The sequence below is a fragment of the Ensifer adhaerens genome, from assembly GCF_013283195.1.
In the GTDB taxonomy this organism is placed as follows: Bacteria; Pseudomonadota; Alphaproteobacteria; order Rhizobiales; family Rhizobiaceae; genus Ensifer; species Ensifer adhaerens_G.
Genome location: NZ_JABEKT010000003.1, coordinates 79715 through 101030, shown reverse-complemented (window position 1 = coordinate 101030; position 21316 = coordinate 79715). Strand labels below are relative to the sequence as shown.

Annotated in this window: 13 protein-coding genes and 1 pseudogene; 5 read left to right on the top strand and 9 right to left on the bottom strand. The window is 63.2% G+C overall.

Annotation, left to right across the window (positions count from 1 at the left end; translation table 11 throughout):
- Positions 1-70: 70 nt before the first annotated feature.
- Positions 71-8557 carry an autotransporter-associated beta strand repeat-containing protein gene (locus LPJGGPFB_RS23440; protein WP_173422385.1) on the bottom strand — a complete coding sequence of 2829 codons (8487 nt, stop codon included), beginning with the start codon at positions 8555-8557 and terminating at the stop codon, positions 71-73.
- 388 nt (positions 8558-8945) lie between these two features.
- On the opposite strand from LPJGGPFB_RS23440, the gene LPJGGPFB_RS23435 reads away from it, so the two are divergent.
- Positions 8946-10604 carry a tetratricopeptide repeat protein gene (locus LPJGGPFB_RS23435; RefSeq protein ID WP_173422384.1) on the top strand — a complete coding sequence of 553 codons (1659 nt, stop codon included), beginning with the start codon at positions 8946-8948 and terminating at the stop codon, positions 10602-10604.
- A 218-nt stretch (positions 10605-10822) separates the two neighbouring features.
- Here the strand turns inward: LPJGGPFB_RS23435 and LPJGGPFB_RS23430 are convergent, their stop codons facing one another.
- The 6 genes from LPJGGPFB_RS23430 to LPJGGPFB_RS23405 are packed head-to-tail and all read right to left on the bottom strand — an operon-like array spanning position 10823 to position 15895.
- Positions 10823-11920: an amino acid ABC transporter permease gene (locus tag LPJGGPFB_RS23430; RefSeq protein ID WP_173422383.1), complete on the bottom strand. Its 1098-nt coding sequence runs from the start codon at positions 11918-11920 to the stop codon at positions 10823-10825.
- Entirely contained in the window at positions 11917-13110 is a 1194-nt protein-coding gene (locus tag LPJGGPFB_RS23425; RefSeq protein ID WP_173422382.1) for an ABC transporter permease subunit, read from the bottom strand. The genes LPJGGPFB_RS23430 and LPJGGPFB_RS23425 overlap by 4 nt, the downstream gene beginning before the upstream one ends.
- Before the next feature lie 7 nt (positions 13111-13117).
- Complete coding sequence (locus tag LPJGGPFB_RS23420; protein WP_210264587.1) at positions 13118-13627, bottom strand: protein-tyrosine phosphatase family protein; 510 nt, start codon at positions 13625-13627, stop codon at positions 13118-13120.
- Complete coding sequence (locus LPJGGPFB_RS23415; protein WP_173422381.1) at positions 13624-14244, bottom strand: GntR family transcriptional regulator; 621 nt, start codon at positions 14242-14244, stop codon at positions 13624-13626. The genes LPJGGPFB_RS23420 and LPJGGPFB_RS23415 overlap by 4 nt, the downstream gene beginning before the upstream one ends.
- Complete coding sequence (locus LPJGGPFB_RS23410; RefSeq protein ID WP_173422380.1) at positions 14241-14822, bottom strand: protein-tyrosine phosphatase family protein; 582 nt, start codon at positions 14820-14822, stop codon at positions 14241-14243. The genes LPJGGPFB_RS23415 and LPJGGPFB_RS23410 overlap by 4 nt, the downstream gene beginning before the upstream one ends.
- A gap of 29 nt (positions 14823-14851) precedes the next feature.
- Entirely contained in the window at positions 14852-15895 is a 1044-nt protein-coding gene (locus tag LPJGGPFB_RS23405) for a transporter substrate-binding domain-containing protein (protein ID WP_173422379.1), read from the bottom strand.
- 122 nt (positions 15896-16017) lie between these two features.
- Between LPJGGPFB_RS23405 and LPJGGPFB_RS33170 the strand changes: the two are divergent.
- The 3 genes and pseudogenes from LPJGGPFB_RS33170 (at position 16018) to LPJGGPFB_RS23395 (ending at position 19208) form a co-directional block, all read left to right on the top strand.
- A pseudogene (locus LPJGGPFB_RS33170) lies at positions 16018-16223 on the top strand (type II toxin-antitoxin system prevent-host-death family antitoxin).
- Positions 16224-16688: 465 nt separating this feature from the next.
- The gene (locus LPJGGPFB_RS23400) at positions 16689-17708 is read left to right on the top strand and encodes a DUF535 family protein (protein WP_345791062.1); all 1020 of its coding nucleotides are present in this window, start codon (positions 16689-16691) and stop codon (positions 17706-17708) included.
- Between the two features lie 510 nt (positions 17709-18218).
- A complete protein-coding gene (locus tag LPJGGPFB_RS23395; protein WP_173422377.1) occupies positions 18219-19208 on the top strand; it encodes a sodium-dependent bicarbonate transport family permease in 990 nt (329 codons plus the stop codon).
- Positions 19209-19261: 53 nt separating this feature from the next.
- Here LPJGGPFB_RS23395 and LPJGGPFB_RS23390 read toward each other — a convergent pair whose 3' ends face one another.
- A complete protein-coding gene (locus tag LPJGGPFB_RS23390) occupies positions 19262-20173 on the bottom strand; it encodes a hydrogen peroxide-inducible genes activator (RefSeq protein ID WP_173422376.1) in 912 nt (303 codons plus the stop codon).
- Positions 20174-20270: 97 nt separating this feature from the next.
- On the opposite strand from LPJGGPFB_RS23390, the gene LPJGGPFB_RS23385 reads away from it, so the two are divergent.
- Positions 20271-20450 (top strand): DUF465 domain-containing protein, encoded by a 180-nt coding sequence (locus LPJGGPFB_RS23385; protein ID WP_173422375.1) that lies wholly within the window; start codon positions 20271-20273, stop codon positions 20448-20450.
- Positions 20451-20579: 129 nt separating this feature from the next.
- Here the strand turns inward: LPJGGPFB_RS23385 and LPJGGPFB_RS23380 are convergent, their stop codons facing one another.
- The gene (locus LPJGGPFB_RS23380; protein ID WP_173422374.1) at positions 20580-21056 is read right to left on the bottom strand and encodes a YdeI/OmpD-associated family protein; all 477 of its coding nucleotides are present in this window, start codon (positions 21054-21056) and stop codon (positions 20580-20582) included.
- Positions 21057-21316: the final 260 nt, after the last annotated feature.

The following is a 21316-nucleotide window of genomic DNA, read 5'->3' as shown; positions in this document are numbered from 1 at the left end:
CAAGCGCCTTTCGCTCGGTCGTGCGCTGCGGGCGATGCTTGTCTTTGGTCACAGTCAATTGGATTCACCTTCAGAACTTGACGTTGAGGCTGATGCGGGCGGACTGGTCGGCGATGTCTGAGGCAAACTGGCCGGCATAGGTCACGCCGATCGTTGCGTTTGGCGACAGCGCATAGTCGAGGCCGGCTTCGACCACCGCAACGTTGCGAGCAATCGGAACACCCGCGGTCAGGAAGACGTCGCCGCCTCCGGCAAAGCGCATCGTCGAAAGCGGCACCGTATCGCCGAAGGCGTGGCGCCAGCCGGCCATGCCGTTGACCGTTACGGCCGCGCCGTTGAGGTCGAAGGTGGTCGAGGCGCGAAGACCCAGTGTCGTCAACGTCGATTCCGCCGTGTCGCCCTTGCTGCCGAGTGCCGCCGACCCACCCCTCTCGGCGAAGTCATCCGTATGAACGCTGACGTGAGCGAGATTGGCGAAGGGCTCGAGCCGAGCCGTGCCCATGGCGAAGCCATAGCCGAGTTCGCCGAAGACTTGCGCCGTGCTGGCGTCGTAATCGCTGCTCAGAGTGTCGCTGAACCCGGGGATCGGGACCTTCCGCGACGTCGAGACATCGTGCCAGGTGTAGGCGGCACCGGTCCGCAAGGCGAGATCGCCCCAGCTGGCGCCGCCATAGAGGCCGGCGTGATAGTTTTCGCTCGAACCGGAGGAGGAGCGTTCCTTCACGTCGAAACTGGTGTGGCTGTAGCCCGCGATCGCGCCGAAGCGCCAATTGTCGAACGCCGGGACGTCCGCGCCAGCGAAGAATCCACCCGTCGAGCGGTTGAGACGTGCTGCGTTGCCGTCGCCATCCGTGTGCCCCCAGGAACCGAAGCCCTGGCTCCAGAACGCCAGACGATCGGTTGTCGCCTCGACCTCGACCGGGTTGCCGCCGACATAGCTCGTAACCGTGCCGTTCGAAGCGCCGGCACTGTCGAAGGCCGCGCGAAGGCGTTCGTTGATAGCATTGCGGGCGAAGCGACTGCCTTCGATGAGCGCCGACTTCGCCGAAGCGTGGATCTCGCCCGAGAGCTGGTCGAAGGCGTTTCGTGCCTGTGGTGCCGACAGGTTTGTGATGGCGTTGTAGACCGGATTGCCTCTCCCAAGGCTTTCGACTCCGTCGCCGGTGGCGATCTGGTTCGGCGTTGCACCGACGCTGGAGAAGTCGATATTGTTGCGGGTCAGCTTCAGATAGACGTTGCTGGCGTCGTAGCTGAGCGAAGGATCGAGGAAGGCGAGGTTCGAGTTCACGCCGCTGAAGCTGCCGCTCCGACCGCCATTGGCGGTCACGATTGTGTACTTTGTCTCCGGCGCATAGCTGCCCGTGTCCGCCAGCACCTTGACCGAGCCGCCGGCGATGGTCGCCGTGCCGCTGGCAACGATCCTGTCCGACTGGCCGGCCGCGTTCACTTCAACCTCGTAGATCGAGCCGGAGTTGAGGGTGAGATTACCGGCGACGTTGAGCGTGCCGATCGAGTTGCCCGGGGCGATCGTGCCCGAAACGCGCACGTTGCTCGCCGCACCGCTGCCTTGAAGGCGGCCGTCGGCCAGGACGTCAACGGTGCCGCCAAGTGAGCCGTTGACCGCCAGCGTGCCGTTCTCGACCGTTGTCGCCCCGGAAAAAGCGGAGGAATTGCCCGTCAGGGTGAGAAGGCCCGCGCCAGCCTTTGCGAAGCTGCCACTGCCGGAAATCACACCGCCATAGCTGGTGTTGACGGCCTGGTCGAACGTCAGGGAAGCGCCCGCGGCGAGGGCTGTGTTGCCGCCGAAGCGCTCGGCCGACGTAACGAGCCTTCCCGCCTGGACCGTCCAATCGAGTGACGACATGCCGGTCAGGCTCAGAGCACCGGCGCCCCGCTTGATCATCCGGCCGCCGGAGCCATTGAGTGCTCCTATGTCGCCGGCAAAGGCGGCGTTGGTCGTCTGATCGAAGACGACCGTTCCGGCGTTGCCGATCTTGCCCGAGATCGAGTCGGCATTGCCGATCAGCGTACCGGCCGCAACCAGCGTGTTGCCGTAGGCGTTGGCGCCGTTGTCGAGCCGCAGCGTGCCGTTGCCCTGCTTGATCAGGTCGCCGTTGCCCGACAGGCCGCCCGTCAGCCCGAGTTCGGTTCCGGCGGCGATGTCGAAGCGCCCCGCCTGCGTCAGGGCGATCGAGCGAGCAGTGTCGAAGCTCGCGGTGGTCGCAAGCGCACCGCCGGTGAAGGAAACGCCGCCCGAAGCTGCACCGAGATTGGCATCGCGCGAGATCGACAGCACACCGCCCACGATCGTGGTGCCGCCCCTATAGGTGTTGTCGCCGCTAAGAGTGAGCGCACCGGCGCCGGCCTTGGCCAGCGACGTGCCGTTCCAGCCAAGCAAGGGATTTGCCGTCTGGTCGGCGAGCGCCGTTCCGACTGTGAAGGTGTCGGCCGCATCCGTCAGCGTGAAGGTGCCATGGGCGAGATTGTTGCCGGCGGTCCAGCTCAGCCCATAGCTTGCGAGGTACTGCAGGCTGTCTGCCGATTTGCGACCGGATACGGTGAGATAGTCCACCGTGCCGGTGAAACCACCTACGGTGACGCTGGCGAAGTCGCCGCTTATTCCAGAGCGGGTGTCTATCAGCACCTTGTCGAGTTGGCTCGCATCGTTGATGCCGCCGATGTTGAAGGCGACGCCATTGCCGATCGTGACGTGGTTGGCGGTCAACGTGGGGCTGTTCGTGCCGGCGACGATGGACAGCGCGGTGTTGTCGGCGAGGGTGACTGCCCGCTCGACGGTCAGGGTCGCCGGCGTCTGGATCGCCAGCGTGCCACCGGTCACGGTCAGGTTTCCGCCCAGAGCGTTGCTACCGCCGGCGCTGCCGTCGCCGAACTGCAAGCGCCCACCGGAGACGGTGGTGTCGCCCATATAGGCATTGTTGCCGGTCAGGACCGTCGTACCTGAACCGATCTGCCGCACAGCGCCGCTGCCCGAGATGGCGCCGGCGAAGGTGACCGCGTCGCTGCGGTTGAAGGCGAGCACGCCATGGTTGACGACGTCGCCGATGATCGAGCCGGCCGCGCCGCCGTTGCCGAGTTGCAGCGTCCCACCCGCGACCGTGGTGCCGCCAGTATAGCTGTTGTCGCCGGTCAGGACCGTCGTGCCGGAACCGTTCTGCCGCACCGCGCCGTTGCCGGAGATGGTGCCGGCGAAAGTGACCGCATCGCTGCGGTTGAAGGCGAGCACGCCATGGTTGACGACGTCGCGGACAATTGAGCCGGTCGCGCCGCCGTTGCCGAGTTGCAGCGTACCGCCTGAAATCGTCGTTCCGCCGGTATAGCTGTTGTTGCCCGTCAGGATCGTGGTGCCCGTACCGATCTGCCGTACCGTACCGTTGCCCGAGATGGCGCCGGAGAAAGTAACTGCATCGCTGCGGTTGAAGGCGAGCACGCCATTGTTGACTACATCGCCCAGGATCGAGCCGGCCGCACCGCCGTTCCCGAGTTGCAAGACCCCGCCCGAAATCGTTGTGCCGCCGGTGTAGCTGTTGCTGCCCCTCAGGATCGTGGTGCCCGTACCGATCTGCCGCACCGCTCCATTGCCCGTGATGGCGCCCGAGAATGTGACCGCATCGCTACGGTTGAAGGCCAACACACCGTCGTTGACGACATCGCCCAGGATCGATCCGGTCGAACCGCCATTGCCGAGTTGCAAGACGCCGCCCGAGATCGTCGTCCCGCCGCCATAGCTGTTGGTGCCGGTCAGGGTGAGCGTGCCCATGCCGGCCTTGGTCAGTGACGTGCCGTTCCAGCCCGTCGCGGGGTTCGCCACTTGGTCGGAAAGTGCCGCGCCCACCGTGAAGCTGTCGGTGGCATTGGTCAGCGTGAAGGTACCGTGGGCGAGATTGTTGGCGGCGGTCCAGCTCAGACCGTAGCTGGCGAGATATTGCCGGTTGTCAGCTGATTTGCGGGCGGACATGGTGAGATAGTCCACTGCGCCGCTGAAGCCGCCGACGCTGACGTTGGCGAAGTCACCGCTGATTCCAGAGCGGGTGTCTATCAGCACCTTGTCGAGCTGGCTCGCGTCATTGATGCCGCCGATGTTGAAGCCGACGCCATTGCCGATCGTGATACTGTCGGCCGACAGCCCGGAGTTGTTCGTGCCCGCGACGATGGATAGCGCAGTGTTGTCGGCAAAGTTCACGGTCTGTGCGACGTCCACGGCCGCCGGCGCCTGGATCGCCAGCGTGCCGCCGGTCACGGTCAGCTTGCCGCCGAGCGTGTTGCTTCCGCCCGCGCTGCCGTCGCCGAACTGCAACTGGCCGCCCGCGACAGTGGTGTCGCCGGTATAGCTATTGCTGCCGGTCAGGACGGTCGTACCTGATCCGATCTGTTGCACAGCGCCGTTGCCCGAGATGGCGCCGGAGAAAGTGAACGTATCGCTGCGGTTGAAGGCGAGCACGCCGCCGTTGACGACATTGCCGGTGATCGAGCCGGTTGCGCCGCCATTGCCGAGTTGCAGCGTACCGGCTGAAATCGTCGTGCCGCCGGTATAGCTGTTGCTGCCGGTCAGGATGGTGGTGCCCGTACCGATCTGTCGTACGGCTCCACTTCCCGAGATGGCGCCTGCGAAAGAGAAGGCATCGCTGCGGTTGAAGGCGAGCGCGCCGTCATTGACGACATTGCCGATAATCGAGCCCGACGCGCCGCCGTTGCCGAGTTGCAGCGTGCCGTCTGAAATCGTGGTGCCGCCGGTATAGCTGTTGCTGCCGGTCAGGATGGTGGTGCCTGAACCGATCTGCCGCACCGCGCCGCTGCCCGAAATCGCGCTGGAAAAGGTGAGCGCGTCGCTGCGGTTGAAGGCGAACGCGCCGTCGTTGACCACATCGCCCAGGATCGAGCCGGTCGTGCCGCCATTGCCGATCTGGAGCGTGCCGCCTGAAACCGTCGTGCCGCCGGTGTAGGTATTGGTGCCTGTCAGGGTGGTGGTGCCTGAACCGGTTTGCCGCACCGCGCCATTGCCCGAGATGGCGCCGGAAAAGGTGACCGCGTCGCTGCGGTTGAAGGCCAAAATGCCGTCGTTGACCACATCGCCCAGGATCGAGCCGGTCCCGCCGCCATTGCCGAGTTGCAGCGTGCCGCCCGAAATCGTCGTGCCGCCGGTATGGGTGTGGCTGCCGGTCAGGATGGTGGTGCCCGTACCGATCTGCCGCACCACGCCGCTACCCGAAATGGCGCCGGCGAGGGTGACCGCGTCGCTGCGGTTGAAGGCCAAAATGCCGTCGTTGACAACATTGCCGGTGATCGAGCCGGTCGCGCCGCCGTTGCCGAGTTGCAGCGTGCCGCCTGAAATCGTGCTGCCGCCGGTGTAGCTGTTGCTGCCCGTCAGGATCGTGGTGCCCGTACCGATCTGCCGTACAGCGCCGCTGCCGGAAATGGCGCCGGCGAGAGTGAACGCATCGCTGCGGTTGAAGGCGAGCACGCTGTCGTTGACGACATCGCCGGCAATCGAGCCCGCCACACCGCCATTGCCGATTTGGAGCACGCCGCCCGCGACCGTGGTGCCTCCCGTGTAGCTGTTGTTTCCGGTCAGGACCGTCGTACCTGAACCGATCTGCCTTACCGTGCCGCTGCCGGAAATGGCGCCGGCGAAGATGACAGCATCGCTGCGGTTGAAGGCGAGAACGCCGTCGTTGATGACGTCGCCGACGATCGAGCCGATTGCACCGCCATTGCCGATCTGGAGCGTGCCGTCCGCGATTGTTGTTCCGCCGGTATAATTGTTGCTGCCCGTCAGGATCGTTGTGCCCGTTCCGGTCTGCCGTACCGCGCCGCTGCCCGAGATGGCGCCGGAGAAGGTGAGCGCGTTGCTGCGGTTGAAGGCGAGCGCGCCGTCATTGACGACATCGGCCAGGATCGAGCCGGTCGCGCCGCCATTGCCGAGTTGCAGCGTGCCACCTGAAATCGTCGTTCCGCCGGTATAGGTGTTGATACCGGTCAGGCTCAGCGTACCGGTGCCAGCTTTGACCAGCGAGCCGCCGGTGCCACTGATCGTCCCGCTGACTTCGGTCGACAGGCCGTTCGAGCCGACAGTCAATTCGTTGTCACCAAGCAGATAGGAGCCGCCGCCAGCGATCGAACCGGCGGTGAGTTTTTTGTTGACGGCGGAACCCGTCGAGCCCGAGAAATCGACAATGCCAGCCGCGCCATTGGCGATCTCGGCATTGCCGGCATTGCTGTTGTGGAGGAACGCCAGGCTGGCGTTGTTGGTGATCCTGGCGCTGCCGGCCGTGGTGGTCGAGCGGAACGTCAGGGTGTCGTTGTTCGTGATCCTGGCGCTGCCTGCTCCGCTCGCATCATAAAAGGTAAGATCCCGATTGTTGGTTATCTCCGCGCTGCCGGCCGTGCTGCTGTCGTAGAAGGACAGCAAGGCGTCGTTGGTGATGCGGGCGTTGTCTGCGGAACTGGTGTTGTGGAAATTCAGAAAACTGCCGTTGTTGTTGGCAATCGTGGCCGTTCCAGCGCGGCTGTTGTCATAGAAAAGGAGGTTGCTGTTGTTGGTGATGTTGCTGCTGCCAGCCGTGCTCGTGTCGTAGAATTCGAGGAAATTGTTGTTGGTCACGATAGCACTGCCAGCATTGCTGGCATTGTAGAAATAGAGCTCGCCGGTGTTGGCGATGGTCGCACTGGCTGCGCTTGAGGAATTGTAAAGATACGTTCTTCCGGCATTGGTGATACCGGTAATGCTCGTGGCGTCGGCATTGGTGAGAGTGAGAGTACCGGCGCCGTTCACGTTGACCTGACCCCGGATCGAGCCGGCGGCGCCGGCGGTGCCGAGTTGCAGTTCGCCGGCATTGACCGTGGTTCCGCCGGTATAGGTGTGGTTGCCCGTGAGGATTGTCGTCCCGGGACCGCCTCTCGTCAGATTTGCCGCACCTGCGAGTGTCGCGCCGACCGTACCATTGCCCCAGAGATTGAAGGCGCCCGCAGCCTCGATCGTGCCGGTGCCCGAGATGGTGCCGCCATTGAAGGCAAGGGTCACCAGGCTGAGCTTGCGGCCCGCAGCAAGGTTCAGCGTCGCCGTGTCGGAGTTTGTGAGTGTAGACACGCCGAACATGTCGCCACCGATGAGCGACACCAGGCCATTGCCTTGGTTGTTGATGTTGCTCATCCGCACATCGACGTCACCGCCGACAACTTTGATCTGGCCGCTGTTGTTGACGTTGCCGGTTCCAGGGGAAAGTTGCGCTGTACCGCCTGGGCCATTGAAATTGATGATGCCGGCGGCATTGTTGTTGATGTCGCCATTGTCCATGACGACACCGTCGGTGCCGACATCGATGGTGGCATCGTTGTTCAACGTGTTGCCTGTGCCAAAGAGGACAGCACCAGCGCCTAAGGTGATCCTCCCTCCCCAAAAATTGGAGATTGTCCCGGCCGAAAGCGTGTTGCCGTCGCCGATACTGATCGTGCCACCGGCATTGCTGAGGCTCGTGAAGCCGGTCGCGTCGCCGGCCGCGCCCAGGGCGAGCGTTGCGCCGCCGTTGACCTGGACTCTGTCATTGAAAGCGCCGGCAAGGGTCGTCGCGCCGCCATTGAGATCAATCGCGCCGATATTGCTGCCGCTGAGAGCCGTGATGGTGTTGATACCGCCGGTGATGACGATGGCCGATGAAAGATTACCGGACAGGCCGCCAGCCCCGCCGCGGGCACCACCTGCAATCGTTCCGCTGTTCGTGATGGTCAGGTTTTGGCCGATGATGCCGTAGCCGCCGGCTTGTGGGCGATAGGGCTGGACGTTGTGGTAGTCGGTTCCGCCGCCGCCGCCCTGGATTGTACCAGAATTGTTGATTGTCAGTCCGATGGAGGCGGTGGCGGTGATGCCGTTTCCACCATTGCCCCCCACGCCGTTGCCCGAGGGGTTGGCGAATGAGTTGGGGATACCCGGCCCAGTGACGTCCGCGCCGCCGCCGCCATTGCCGCCCGATATCACGCCTGAATTGGTAAGGCTGGTTCCCGTCGTGACGACAATGCCTGACCCACCACCACCTCCGCCGCCGCCGCCGGCATAGTTCCAGGTCTGCGCCCAATTGGCGGACCCGTAGCCTCCGTTGCCTCCGTTGCCCCCTTTGATTGTCGCATTGTTGACCAGGTCGGTGTTCAGCGTCAGGCCTGCACCACCCGCGCCGCCGCCGCCGCCCCCCGCGCCAAGTCCGTAGCCGCCACCGCCGCCGCCGCCGCTGTCCGAAGCGCCGCCCGACCCGCCGCGGTTGCCCGAGCCGCCCGTCGAGCCTCCACCTCCGCCGGTGCCGGTCGCCGAGCCATCGCCGGCAGCGCCAGCGCCGCCCCCGCCGGCAGCATTCATGTAATTCGGCGCACTTCCGCCGGCAGCACCGTTCTGGCCGATGCTGTCCGCCAGTGCGGGCCCAGACGCGACGATCAGCGCAAGCGGTGCGACGGAGTTCGCAAGGGTCGCAGCCAAAGAGGCGACGACACCCAATGCGGGGACACGCAGCGCGGAACGGTTTGCGCGCGCCTCATAATTCCTGGCAGTTCTCACGAAATTGCTCCGCATGCTTTGGCGCCGGTGTTGAAATCGCTGCTGCCGGGAGAGGCTAGCCAACGCGCGTTCTGCGCCGACGCGAAAAGCACTCGTGAAGACATAGGTTCCCTCCGCCTGGATCAGGGCTCACATTGCCGCAGCGCATCCAGGCCTCTGCCTTTTCTGTGCTTGCAGGGAATCGTGTTCCTCGCGATCGTGTTCATTGTGTTCCTGTGCCGTATGTCAGTGCGGACCAGGGAAAGTCCTGAAAGGGCGTCGGGGAAATTCTGAAATTTTGTTGAATTTCGCCTTTCCCGCAGGAAATCGAATGGCTTAATCATCAATCTTCTTGTTCTTGGCAGAATGCCGGAGTTCCGGGGATATCATCGCGGGAGACGGAGGCCCGGTGCTCAGATTTGTTGGATATGAACTCGATCCCCAGCGGTCCGAACTGCGTGGGCCCGGCGGCGAAACAATCAAGCTCAGGCCCAAGGCTTTCGATTTGCTGCAACTATTTGCCGCCAACCCGGGCAGGGTCATCGGCAAGCACGAGCTGATGGCGGCGGTCTGGCCGAACGTCCATGTCGGCGAAGACAGCCTGTTCCAGTGCGTTCGCGAAGTTCGCGCAGCGCTGGGCGATGACAGTCGGCAGTTGATCAGAGCGGTCTCGGGTCGCGGCTACCTGTTCGAGGCCGAGGTATCGACGGCGCCGGACACGGTCGTGCCGGAAAAGCCTCTGCCGCAGATCGATCCTGAAGCGGAAAGTGGATCGGCAGGGCGCTGGCTCGACGTCAAGATGCGCCGCCGCGCCGCACTCGTCGCTGTGGCCGGGCTCGGCTTGACGGCTTTGGCGGCCGCTGCGACGCGGCTTCCCCGTTTCGTGACGGGTGCGCCCCTTACCGTTGCCGTGGTCCCCATGACGGCTGCAAGCAACGATCCGCTGGCTGTGCGGATGGCGGCGGGCGTCAACCGCGACCTGACCGACGGCCTGGCGAAAATCGAGACAATCCGGGTGGTCGTTCCACCAGGCGGCGCTGTGGCGGCCGCCGATCTCGTCGTGAGCAGCGAACTGGAGAGAACAGAAACAGGGTGGAATTTGCGCGCGCGCATGACCGAACCGGCGACCGGCGCGGTCAAGTGGACCAGTTCGGTCTCGGTCGGCCTGGCCGGCGCCGACGAGCAACTGCAGCAAACGCGGCTGACGGCCGGCATGGGCCACGCGCTGGCACTGCGTATCAACGTGCTCTTGAACGCTGGTGAACGATCGGCGCTCGGCTTGCCGGCGGGCAGCACCAAGGCGGCGATCGAGCAGGCAACGGCCTCGATCAACCAAACGACGCCGGAGCGCTTTCGCGCCGCGCAGGCGATGCTCGAACAAGCGCTCGCCGACGACCCGGAAAATATCGACCTTCAAGTCGCGCTCGCGGCATTTCAGCTGCGCGGGATCCAGATGGCCTGGTTTCCCGCTGCGGAGCGCGAAACGGTCGAGAACCGCGTCGGCGAGATTCTTGAGCGCGCCTTGCGCGCGCAGCCGAATTACATCCCGGTGCTCGAAATGCACTGCCGGTATCTGTCGGCGACCAACCGCTTCGTCGAAAGCCTGGTGGCCTGTGGCAAGGTACTCACCCTCGATCCATGGAACGGAACCGTGTTCTATCTCATCGGGCTTTCCCAGGTCTTCCTGGGGCGTTTCGACGAGGCCCTTGCAACGTTCGAGCAAGCCGACCGGTTCGATACGCCCCAGGTCGCCCGCTGGACATGGGCGATCGGAGCCGGCTGGGTCCACATGTTGACGGGCCGGGCCGAAGAAGCACTGCCCTGGCTGCAGCGATCGATCGCGATCACGCCGGCCAGCGGACGCACGCATTTCCTGCTGGCAGCGGCCTATCAGCAGTTGGGCCGAACCGACGAAGCCAGGGCGGCCTTGGCGCAGGCCATGACGCTGAGGCCGGGTTCGACAGCGCGCAATCTGCCACCGCCCACCAAGAACACCAGTCCGGTTTATCTCGACGCGACCGAACGCCTCGTGGGTTTGATGATCGCGGCCGGGTTGCCTGAGGATTGACCCGCGTCCGAGCAGGATGGTCGGGCCGATGGTAGGCACCAACTTTTCTGTGCCGGCACGCTACCGGATCCGCCGTGGGCCAATGCCAAGGACGTGATCTTGGATTTCTGACGGCCGAGTAAACCCACGGACAATTTGCTCGTCGAGAGCGGCATATTGGCCGTCCGCGTCAATACAGCAGGTCGGAGTTGCAAGAGAGCGTCGCTGCCGCGTGGGTATCAGGCGCTCCGATTTCGGCCTTTCGCCGCCCGTGCGGCGAGCCGTCGGCCGATCCAGGAAAGGTAGGAGCAGGAGATGAGGAACCAGACGCCAACGAAGACATAGGCCTCGAGCGCCTGATTGCCCCAGGCGACATCGCTGAAGGCCATGCGAGCGGTGGCGCTGAGATCGTGCAGGCCGAGGATCACGACAAGGGATGTATCCTTGTAGGCGCCGATGGTGCTGTTGACGAGGGCGGGCATGGCCCGCTCGATGGCCTGTGGCAAAAGCACGAGGCGGGCGGTCTGCCAGAAGCCGAGACCGAGCGAAGAGGCTGCCTCATGTTGACCGGCAGGCAGTGCCATGAGGCCGCTACGCACATCCTCGGCGAAATAGGCGGCATGGAAGAAGACGAGAGCGATGAGGACCGCGATGATCGGATCGATGGCCGTGCCCTTGGGGAGCGTCAGCGGCAGCACGAACACACCGACAAAGAGCAGCGTCACCATCGGCACCCCGCGCATGATCTCCACATAGGCGCCGGCGGCGCGGTGCAGCAGCCGATGACGTGTCTGATAGCGGGCGAGCGCGAGCAGCACTCCGACCGGCAGGGCCAGGGCGAGCGCGATGGTGGACAGGATGAGGAGGATCGGCAGGCCGTTCCACCTGGTGGCATCGACCGGAACGAGACCGAGAATGCCGCCGCCCATCAGGGCGAAGGACGCGGCGATGCCCGCCAGCCAGAGTCCGGCGGTGAGCTTAATGTTCAGCCAGCGCCCACTTACAGCCATCTGGCCGGTGGCGATGGAAAGACCGATCAGCAGGAGCGAGACGAGCATCGGCCGCCACTGCTCGTCGAACGGATAGGTGCCGAACAGGATAAAGCGGGATTTCTCCGCCCAGAAAGGCCAGCAGGCGCCCGCGGCCTCGACACAGGCGGACGGATCGGCAAGGGGCGGCACGGCCGAGAAGACGAGCCAATCGGCAATGGCCCATAGGAGGGTGAGGACGAGGCCACCGCTTGCGAGGGACAGGAGGCTTGCGCCGGGTCGGGAAAGCTGCCTCAGCAGCCAGGCGGAAAGTCGGCCGAAGCCGATCGATTGTGTCGCTCCGCTCATCGTCCATCCCTCCCTTCCCGCGCGCGGATACGGGCGCTCCAATGGTTCAGCACTCCGGTGAGTACAAGGCAGAGCAGCAGGTAGATCGACATGGTGATCAGCATGGTTTCCAGCGGCCGGAAGGTCTGGTTGATCGCGGTGCCGGCGACCGACATGAGGTCGGAATAGCCGACGGCGATGGAGATGGAGGTGTTCTTCAAGAGGTTTGCGAACTGGTTGTTGAGCGGAGGAACCACGGTGCGCAGCACCTGCGGTACGACGACGAGACGGGTTGTCTGGCCGCTCCTGAGGCCGAGCGCCGCCGCCGCCTCGATCTGGCCGCTCGGAACGGCCTCGATCCCGCCGCGCAGCACCTCGGCAATCTGCGCGCCGTGATAAAGGCCGAGCGCGACCGCCACCGTACAGAACTGGATGGAAAGCGCGATGCCACCCTCGACCGAGAAGCCTTCGAGCGTCGGCCACGAGAGACCGAGCGGCGCTTGCAGCGCGGTGGCGAGTACCCCGGGGACGACGATGAAAAGCGCAAACGCGACCGGCAGAACGGGCAGGCGCCGGCCGGTGAGGGCCTGACGCCGGGCGGCGCGGCCTGCCCAGAGCCAGATGAAGGCAGGGACCAGAACAAGGCTGGCGAGGAGCAAGGTCGTGTTGCGCGGATCGTCGGAAAGCCAAGGCAGGTAGATCGCCCGGTTGGAGATCGTGAAGGGGCCGAGGACCAATGCCTGTCGGATCGCGGGCAGGCCGTTCACCGCGGCGATGAAGATGACGAGCAGGACAAGGATCTTCGGTAAGTTGCGGAAGAGTTCGACGTAAGCAAGCGCGAAGAAACGGGCGAGCGGCGCGGTGCTGACGCTGAGAAGCCCAAGCAGCAGGCCGGCGATGCAGGCGATGACGAGACTGGCGAGGGCTACGGCGATGGTGTTGGCAAGGCCCGCAAGGATCGCCCGCAGATAGCTGTCGCTCGCGCCATAGGGAACGAGCGTTTCGCTGAGATCGAAGCCCGCCTGCTGGGTGAGGAAGCCGAAGCCCGGCTGGATGCCGGCCGCCGTCATGTTGGAATGCACGTTGAAGGCGACAAGGGCAAAGGCCGCGAGGATCGCAAGGCCGACACCGATATCGGAGAGAGAAACGGCAGGGCCTGTCTTGGGAGGACCGTCGTGCGCGGCGTGAGGAGGGGGCAGCTTCCGGTCCATGGGGCGCTCAGGAGTTGGTTTCGGCAGGTAGGGCGAAACGGGTAACCAGTGCCTTCTGCGCTTCGGTCTCCGGCCCGGAGCCGCAGCTGGCGACAAGTGCGGTGGCCTCCGCGGTATCGAGGCCGAGTGCGCGAAGGATGCAGATGGCGAAGGTGCCGGTGCGGCCGATGCCGGCCGCGCAATGCACGAAGACCCGGCCGCCGGCGGCAAGCGCCCGCGCCGTGTCGCCGGCGATGGCGAAGAGCCCGGCCTCGTCCGCGGGGACGCCGAAATCGGTGATCGGGAAGCGGGCGACGGGAATGTCGATCTCCCCGGCGAGGGCGGCGGCATAGCCGGGCGCCTTCTCCTCGATTTCTGCGAGTGGAGTGAGGCTGACGATACGGGTGATTTTTTGCGCGTGCAGATCGGCGAGGTCGTCGTCAAACGGGCGCAGCCGGCCGGGCATCGGGCCGAGCCAGAGCGTGCCGGCAGTGCCGGATGGCAGCCGGAGAGGGCGAAGGAACGCTGCTTCGGTCATGCGGTTTCCGCTGCGAGCTCGGCGAAAAGGGCGGCCGGCGTCTGCGCGGTCGCAACCGCTGCGACGGTCGTGCGCAACGCCGAAAAGGCGGCTTGGATATCCGCATGCGCAACCTGGATGCGCCAGCGGATGACCCGCCAATGCAAGGCGGCGTGTGCCTCGGCGGCGATCGGATCTAGTACCAGGCCGGAGACGAGATCGAGGAATAGGGCACGGATGGTGAAGTAGCTCTCGAGGGGAGCATCACCGGGATTGGCGGCAAGTTCGGCAATCGTGGCGAGCTGGATGCGGGAAGGCATTGCAAAGGCCGGGGCGCAGCAGCGCGTGCAAAGCCGCAGCATGTCCGACAGCATGGAGAAATGCAGGTCGCGTTTGGCGGGATCAAGCGCGCTAACCATCGTGCCGACGCCCGAGCGGGTTTCCAGGAGATGCTCGAAGGAGAGCCGCTGCAGAACCTGGCGGATTGGCGTGCGGCTGACGCCGAATTCCTGCGCCAGCTTGCCCTCGTGCAGCATCATCGGCGTGTCGGGACGGGTCATGCAGATGCGGAAGCGCAGCTCCTGCAGCATTTCCTCCGAACGGGGTGGACCGGATCTCGATGTTTGCGGCAAGCTCACGCTTTCCCCTCTCCATTGCTTTGGTGCGCCAGCGCGCAATTGTTATTCCGGATATGCAGCCAGTTTTCCTGAGGCGGGCTTTCGACCGATTCCGGAAAGCTTTGGCGCACCGTCGACAGGGCCTCCTCGACCGAAAGGCCCTGTCCATTGAGAATATGAGCGGCGACCATGCCGCTGCGCCCTGCGCCGTAGCTGCAGCAGAGCGCAACGGCCCTGTCCTGCGCAAGCAGCGCCGAAACCTGTCCTTCCAGCCGTTGCCAGGCCCGCATCCACGCCGCGCCGGGCGCGGAAAAATCGTCGATCGGCAGGGCGGCAAAGGCCATGCCCGTCTGCTTCACGCGTTCGCGCAGCAGGAGGCGGAAGCCGGACGGGCAGTCGCCGTCGCGCGCCAGGAAGAGGAAAAGAGCGGTCCCGCAGGCGACGAGCGCCTGGAGTGTCTCGTCGATGCCGTCCGGATCGATCCAGATCTCGCCGCGATGATCGATCGTGACGCCCGGCGCGCCGAGGGTCACGAGGCGTCCGCCGCCGGGGCAGTCGACGATGGCGCGGATGAATATGGGATCGTCGATATCCGCCACGCCGCCGTTCCTCGTTCTTGCCGCTCGCTTCACCGTATCGGATAGGCGTACATCAAGCCACCTTTGCTGGCCGATGCGTTCTGGCTGCCTTCGCGCTTCAGCTTGAAGGGCGTCTCCGGGCCGAGATGGCGGTCGAACACTTCTCCGTAGGAGCCGACCTGCTTGATAACCTGGTAGGCCCAGTCGGCTGGCAGCTTCATCTTGGCGGCCATGTCCGCGGTCGCGCCATCCTTGGCGAAGAGACGCTGCACCGCCTTCGGCTGCTTGTCGAGATCGGCGATGGCGGCATCGACATTGGTCGAATTGATGCCGAGCTCGTCGGCATTCAACATGATCTGGAAAGCCCAGCGCATGGCCTTTTCCAGTGTTTCGTCCGGCTGGGCCACCAGCGTCAGCGGCTCGGCGGAGATGATTTCGGGCAGGAGCTCGTAGTCGTCGGGATTTTTGGCAAGGCGGCGGTCGGCGGCGAGTGCCGTCATGTCGGAGGCGTAGGCGTCGCACTTGCCGGCGAAGAAGGCCTGCAGGCGCGCCGTCTTGTCAGCAATGTTCTCGACCTTGTACTCGAAGCCATGGGCGGCGAACCAGTCGGCGATGTTGAGCAGCGTCGTCGAGCCGTCCTCGGCGCAGATCGTCGCACCCTTCAATTCCGTGGCGGATTTCACGCCCAGCGCCTTCGGCACCATGAAGCCTTGGCCGTCATAGAATGTGGTCGCGACGAAGGCGAGGCCAGGATCGGCCGAGCGTGTCCCAGTTTCCGTGACCGAGCGAGAGGCAATGTGCGCTTGCCGGGAGACCAGGCTCTTCAGCGAGTCGGAAAATCCGATGCCGCGAATATCCGCCTTGCTCGCATCACCGAGGATGGCAGCGGCCGCCATGCGGCAAAAGTCGGCATTGAAGCCTTGGAAGACACCGGAGCTGTCAGGCACGGAAAAGCCCGGCGCACTGGGGCTGACCAGGCAGACGAGCTTGCCGCACGAGACCACCTCATCGAAAACCGGACCAGCCTGAGCATGGGACGTAAGGGCAAGGCCGGCGGCGCAGGCGAGCGCTGCCGCGAGATAAGACCGAAGCATGATGTTTCCCCTCCTTAACAAGGCATAGACAGCTATACCTGTATACAGCTATACCTGTATACAGCTATACCGTAGAAGTGGTTTTCCCTGCTGTCAACGGGGTAATAACCTGGAACGAATTTGTGGAATGGCAGCTGCGGGACGCCCAGAACCGATCCTCGAAGGAAGTGCAGAGGGCGCCATGAAGGGCCACAGATTGTGACGCTGCGCAGCGAGCGGACGGCCCGTCGCAAGGTCCGCTCATGACTATTACGCTTTGCGCGCCGGCCGGCCAACGCTGGTCGATGATCTGCTTTGCGGTCCCGCTTGGGACGATCTGCATTGGTGATGCGGTGAATGTAGAACCAGCAGATCCTGGTCGAATCCGTCCTCGGCATGCAGATGTTGAAGGCATCGGCGATCGAGCCTGTCGTCCGCCCCGCGGTTACCGGCATGTCGGAAGGGCGCATCGTCGAAGTCGGCAATCATGATCAGTTGCAGGCGCAAGGATGGTTTCCATGCCCATCCGTGGCGGCTGCAGAGCGGTCGGCCTTTCTTAAAAAACGGCTTGCCTGCAAATTTCGGGGGGGGGAGCGGTTTCGGAAGCGGCAGGAACGCGACAATTGCTCGGCAACCCCAGGAAATGATCCCGATCAAAATGGGCATGCTCTACCGGCGGGCCGCATGAGGCTCCGAATGCCTCTGTGTGCAGCTTAACGCCCTCAATCCTTTGTCAATTCTCCACGCTATGCCGACACGTCCTTGACCGTTCTGCCTACAACCTCAGCGCATCCGTTCTTGTAAGGATCATCATGTGCTCAACCGTGAGCGAGGCCAGAAAAGTGCATTGGGGAAGACCTCAGAGACGACGCGTTTCCTTGGTCCGGTCCATCCGCGCACCACAGTGTCGTTGGGATGGTCATGCTTTGGCCGTTTAGGCCCATCCACTCCCAGAGAGAAGCGTCGTCTGTGGTTGGGCATACTCCGATCGCCAGTGAGTACGCTACGCTGGCTTGAAAAGCTCCATGTGATCAGCGAGCAATCTCTCGTCGAGACTATACCGTTCGATTTGGTGGCCAAGCCTGCACGCAGATTTTTGCTAAACCGGCTCCGACCTGCGCAACGTTCTCGACTGCTTGCCTCTCACTACGACGTCCTCCTCGACACGCTCGGACCCGAAGATGTCCGAGCGTTGCTGACGGACGGTGGGCTCATCCTTTCGACACTCGTCGGGCGAACCGGTACTCGATATGAGCTCAGGCTGGAGCGGAGTTCCAGGTGGCTTGCCAAAGAAGGTGAGTTGAGTTGTCGATTGCTTACGGTGGACGGCGGAATCACCGTTGCCACGCTCAGCTTCACTATCGGAACGATTGTGGAGGCAGGCCCAGTCTTCCTATGGGTGGGAGGACTGCAGGGCTGCCCCAAGAAGTACGGCAAACCGTTTACAATCCAAGTGACGCGCGATCTTTTCGGACTGAGACCGAAAGACCTGTTGATCCATGCACTATACCAACTGAAAGTATCTTTCGCTGCCAAGAGCATCATGGCGGTTTCTAACGTCGGTCACGTCAGTTTCGACGTCCGGAGCGGAAGAAGATGGATGGCGGATTACGACCAATTCTGGGTCGAGCTTGGTGGTGTTGCGCGTGACCGTTACACTTTCGAATTGCCTTCATCTCGCAGCAGACGATCTATCGAGGAGGTCGCCCCATCGAAGCGTTCGGCTTGGCGGCTACGTCAGGCTCTAATCGATGAGGTGCGCAGTGACATCAGCAATTGCACTTCAAGTCGGCTGAGCAGTGTAAAAAGATCGCTCAGCGGTAGCGAAAGCTAGCCGTCGCTGTGTTTAAGCATGGCACGTTGGCCCCTCTGGCGGGCGTAATACGATTGCCTGTGTCCGGCGGGCCTTCCATGTCCAGGGCTGGTCGATGAAGAAGATCACAGACAACCGACTGTCTGATACGCCCCAGCTTTCGTGGACCGCTTCGCTCAGCTTTAAGCAGCCGCGGGCCGATCGAATGCACCGTGTCTACTGATATCGAGGATTGCCGCAATCTGTCTTTGGCCGCGTTCAAGGCGCGCGTCGAACGACTGGCACTCGTGCAGCCGGGACGAACGTCGCCATCGTCAAGCCTTCATCGATAGCCGCAATCTATTGCGGCTATAGAGACTATGAATTTGCCCTATGCCTGACGGCGTGGCAATTGCTCCGACCGAAGGGGCGGAAACGAACGCGTCCCACGGAAGTAAACGACTGCAAGGAGCCGTACCTTCGCAGGTTTGGAGCGGCGCGACTGGGATCGTGCCGCTTCTTTTTTTGAGAACCCCAATCTGACGGCATCACATGAATCTGTATCTATCCATCGTCGAGCAGAACCTTCTCTCGGCACCCGTACTGTTCTTTTGTCTCGGTTTCGGTGCCTCGCTTCTGGGCGCGTCGATCGCCTTGCCAAGCGGCGTTTCAAAGATGATCGCGATCTACCTGATGCTGGCGATCGGTTTCAAAGGAGGGGCCGCGGTCAGCATGGGTGTACTGTCGAGCGAGGTGCTTCTGTGCCTGTTCGTCGGAGTGGTTCTGTCGGGGGCGACGCCGTTTGCCGCTTTTCGCTTTCTCGGATACGTTTCGCCCCTGCCGGCAACCGAGCGCGCGGCGATCGCCGCGCACTACGGGTCGATTTCGATCGTCACCTTCACGGCCGCGACCGATGCCTTGATCCGATTGGGCCTCGAATTCAGCGCCACGATGGCTGCGGTGGCTGCCGCCATGGAAGCGCCCGCCATCATCAGTGCCGTCTATCTCTTGCGAAAGGCCGGATCGGAAACCCGCTCCGACGGTCAATTGGCCAAACAGTCCGTCATACGAGAAGTCTTCTTCAATGTGACGATCATTGTCCTGGTCGGCGCCTTTGCCATTGGCGCGGTGACAGGCAAGAATGGCCTCTCGGACGTCTCCGGGTTCCTGGTGGATCCATTCAGGGGTGTTCTTTGCCTCTTCCTCCTCGACCTGGGGGCTGTGGCAGGGCAGGGACTGCGCACCGGTTGGCGCTCCCTCAGTTGGCCGCTCATGTTGTTTGCAGCCTGGATGCCGGCGCTGTCTGCTGCTCTCGCGTTCCTGTCGGCATTGGCTCTTGGTCTGTCGCATGGCAACGCGGCATTGTTGATGTCCCTTGCGGCCAGCGCCTCCTATATCGCGGCACCCGCCGCGATGCGAATGGCAGCGCCAGATGCGAGGCCCGAGATCTACCTGACCATGGCACTCGGCGTTACGTTCCCACTCAATTTGCTGGTTGGAGTGCCACTTTACATCTCGATAGCCAGTATTCTTGCCCTCTAAGATGCCGCAACCAGGAGGCCTGATGGACACGCCAGGCGCAGGTCGCGCACCAATCAGGCAATGCCCTTCTCGCGGGCGACTGCATCCGCTTCGCGCGCGAGGATCTCATAGTGGCGCTGTCGCCCGCTGTTCTCGCGCCAGTAAAAGCCGACTTCGCGACGGGCCGCCCAGTCCTCGATCTCAATCAGCCTGACATCGTCGTCCTTGCGAAACTCGGCACGCGCATAAAGCTCCGGAAACAGCGAGCAGCCCATGCCGATGGAGACCATCTGCCGGATGGAATCGAGACTCGTACCTTCGTAATCATCGATGACGCGGGCATCGGCAGCCGCCGCGAGATGGCGCACATTCTCAAGCAGCCGGTGACCACTTCCAAGCGCCAGAAGCGTCTCTCCCCGCAGCGCTCTTGTCTTGACGGTCGTCTGTGACGCCAGCCGGTGCTCGGCGGGAACACCGAGAAAGATCTTCTCGTCCCCTATGCGCCGGAACCTCAGGCCCGAACGTTCCGGGGCCGGCCCCAGGCCGCAATCGACCGTGCCTTCGGCGACTGCCGCTTCGATCCATGCCGGCCGATCCTCCCGGATATAGATCTTCAGGGCTGGGAACTTCCGATGAATCCCTGGCAGGAACCCTGGAAGAAAGTAGGGACCAAACGTCGGCGCCGTGGCCATTCGAACCAGGCCGCCAAGACTTTGAGTGTCCTTCAATGCACCTTCGACAAGATCATCGACCGTCGCGAGCGCCATGCGAGCGCTTCGCGCGACGTCCTGGCCCGCCGGGGTTGTGACCACGCTTGTCGAGGTGCGTTCGAACAGCGTTACCCCGAGGGATTTTTCAACGAGCCCAATCTGGACCGACAGGGTGGGCTGGGAAACGTGGCAGCGCTTGGCGGCTTTGCCAAAGTGCCGCAGCTCGTCGAGGGCCGCAATGTATTCGAGCTGGCGCAGGGTCGGTCGATAAGACATGCGTCATTGATAAACACTATCGCCGTGATTTCAACAATGAATTGGAGCTATCGAGTGATCTCGTCCAGTGTCGCGAGGTCAAACAAGGGCTTTTGCAATGGATCAGTTTCTGAAATCTCTCCGCAACCGCAAGGCGATCGTCGAGGCGCGCATTGTCGAGGAGCGGGCGCGGCCAGCGCCGGATCGGTTTCGTCTGCACACGCTGAAGAAACTCAGGCTGCAGTTCCGGGAGCAGATCGCATTCCTCGAACGGACGAACCGGTTGCTTCCGATCTAGGGCGCTTGCGTCCGGACCAGGCTCGTTCGAAGCCAAAGGCGGAGCGGGCCCGAGGGGGAAGAGGTCGATGCGCCTCGCACCGATCACAGTCACAATGGCCGCGATTGACCATGCGATCATCGCACGCGCTTATTTCAGATTGTCGACAAGTTTGAGAATGCGGCGTTCCCGGACTTCTGCGGTCTTGGCCTCGTTGATGGCGTTGACGTGCTTTTGCCGAAGCCCAAAAGGCAGGCGATCAAAAGCCATTCGGGCTTGCGGAGAGTTATTGAGCGCCTCGGCGAGCTCGGTGGGTTCTGCCACTTCCCTGGGCGCCTCGTCGAGCTCGATATCGATCTCGACGATATCGCCTTCGCTGATCCTTGCTGCGGCGCGATGGGCAGCGCTGATCCCTATCAGCCGCTGTCCCCGCATGGCCGCCACCCGCGTGCGCCAACTAAAGCCATTGATCGTCACAGTCACCGGCGGACGACCTTCGGGACCGAGAATTTTCATCACTGCGTCGGGGACCTCGACACCTGTCGCATTGCCGGAAGGGACTACCCTCGCCTGGAACGTTCCTGATCCCCTGCCTGCATTTTTGTTCTGCTCGTCGCTGGATGACATCGTCCAAATCCAATTTCATTTCAGCTATCCATAGCAGACCAACCGATGGCCGGTGGAAGTTTCCCATGGAAAATCGACATCGTGCGGCCTGGTGGCGCTAACATTCCGTCTTGGCGCTAAGCGGTGGCTTTCTTCTCGCTGCCTAGCCGCCCTTGATCGTTTCGAGCCTGCTTGATTTAACAGGCGTGCTTTCAGCTGGCTGGACGTTGCTTGTATCGCACTTGCAGTCATCCTGGCCATGCGCCGCACGGGTTATGCGG

Excerpts from the sequence above, each read along its gene's own strand:
- LPJGGPFB_RS23430 (WP_173422383.1), bottom strand. The coding sequence starts at position 11,920 with ATGAGCGGAGCGACACAATCGATCGGCTTCGGCCGACTTTCCGCCTGG.
- LPJGGPFB_RS23405 (WP_173422379.1), bottom strand. The coding sequence starts at position 15,895 with ATGCTTCGGTCTTATCTCGCGGCAGCGCTCGCCTGCGCCGCCGGCCTT.
- LPJGGPFB_RS23380 (WP_173422374.1), bottom strand. The coding sequence starts at position 21,056 with ATGTCATCCAGCGACGAGCAGAACAAAAATGCAGGCAGGGGATCAGGA.
- LPJGGPFB_RS23425 (WP_173422382.1), bottom strand. The coding sequence starts at position 13,110 with ATGGACCGGAAGCTGCCCCCTCCTCACGCCGCGCACGACGGTCCTCCC.
- LPJGGPFB_RS23395 (WP_173422377.1), top strand. The coding sequence starts at position 18,219 with ATGAATCTGTATCTATCCATCGTCGAGCAGAACCTTCTCTCGGCACCC.
- LPJGGPFB_RS23390 (WP_173422376.1), bottom strand. The coding sequence starts at position 20,173 with ATGTCTTATCGACCGACCCTGCGCCAGCTCGAATACATTGCGGCCCTC.
- LPJGGPFB_RS23385 (WP_173422375.1), top strand. The coding sequence starts at position 20,271 with ATGGATCAGTTTCTGAAATCTCTCCGCAACCGCAAGGCGATCGTCGAG.
- LPJGGPFB_RS23420 (WP_210264587.1), bottom strand. The coding sequence starts at position 13,627 with ATGACCGAAGCAGCGTTCCTTCGCCCTCTCCGGCTGCCATCCGGCACT.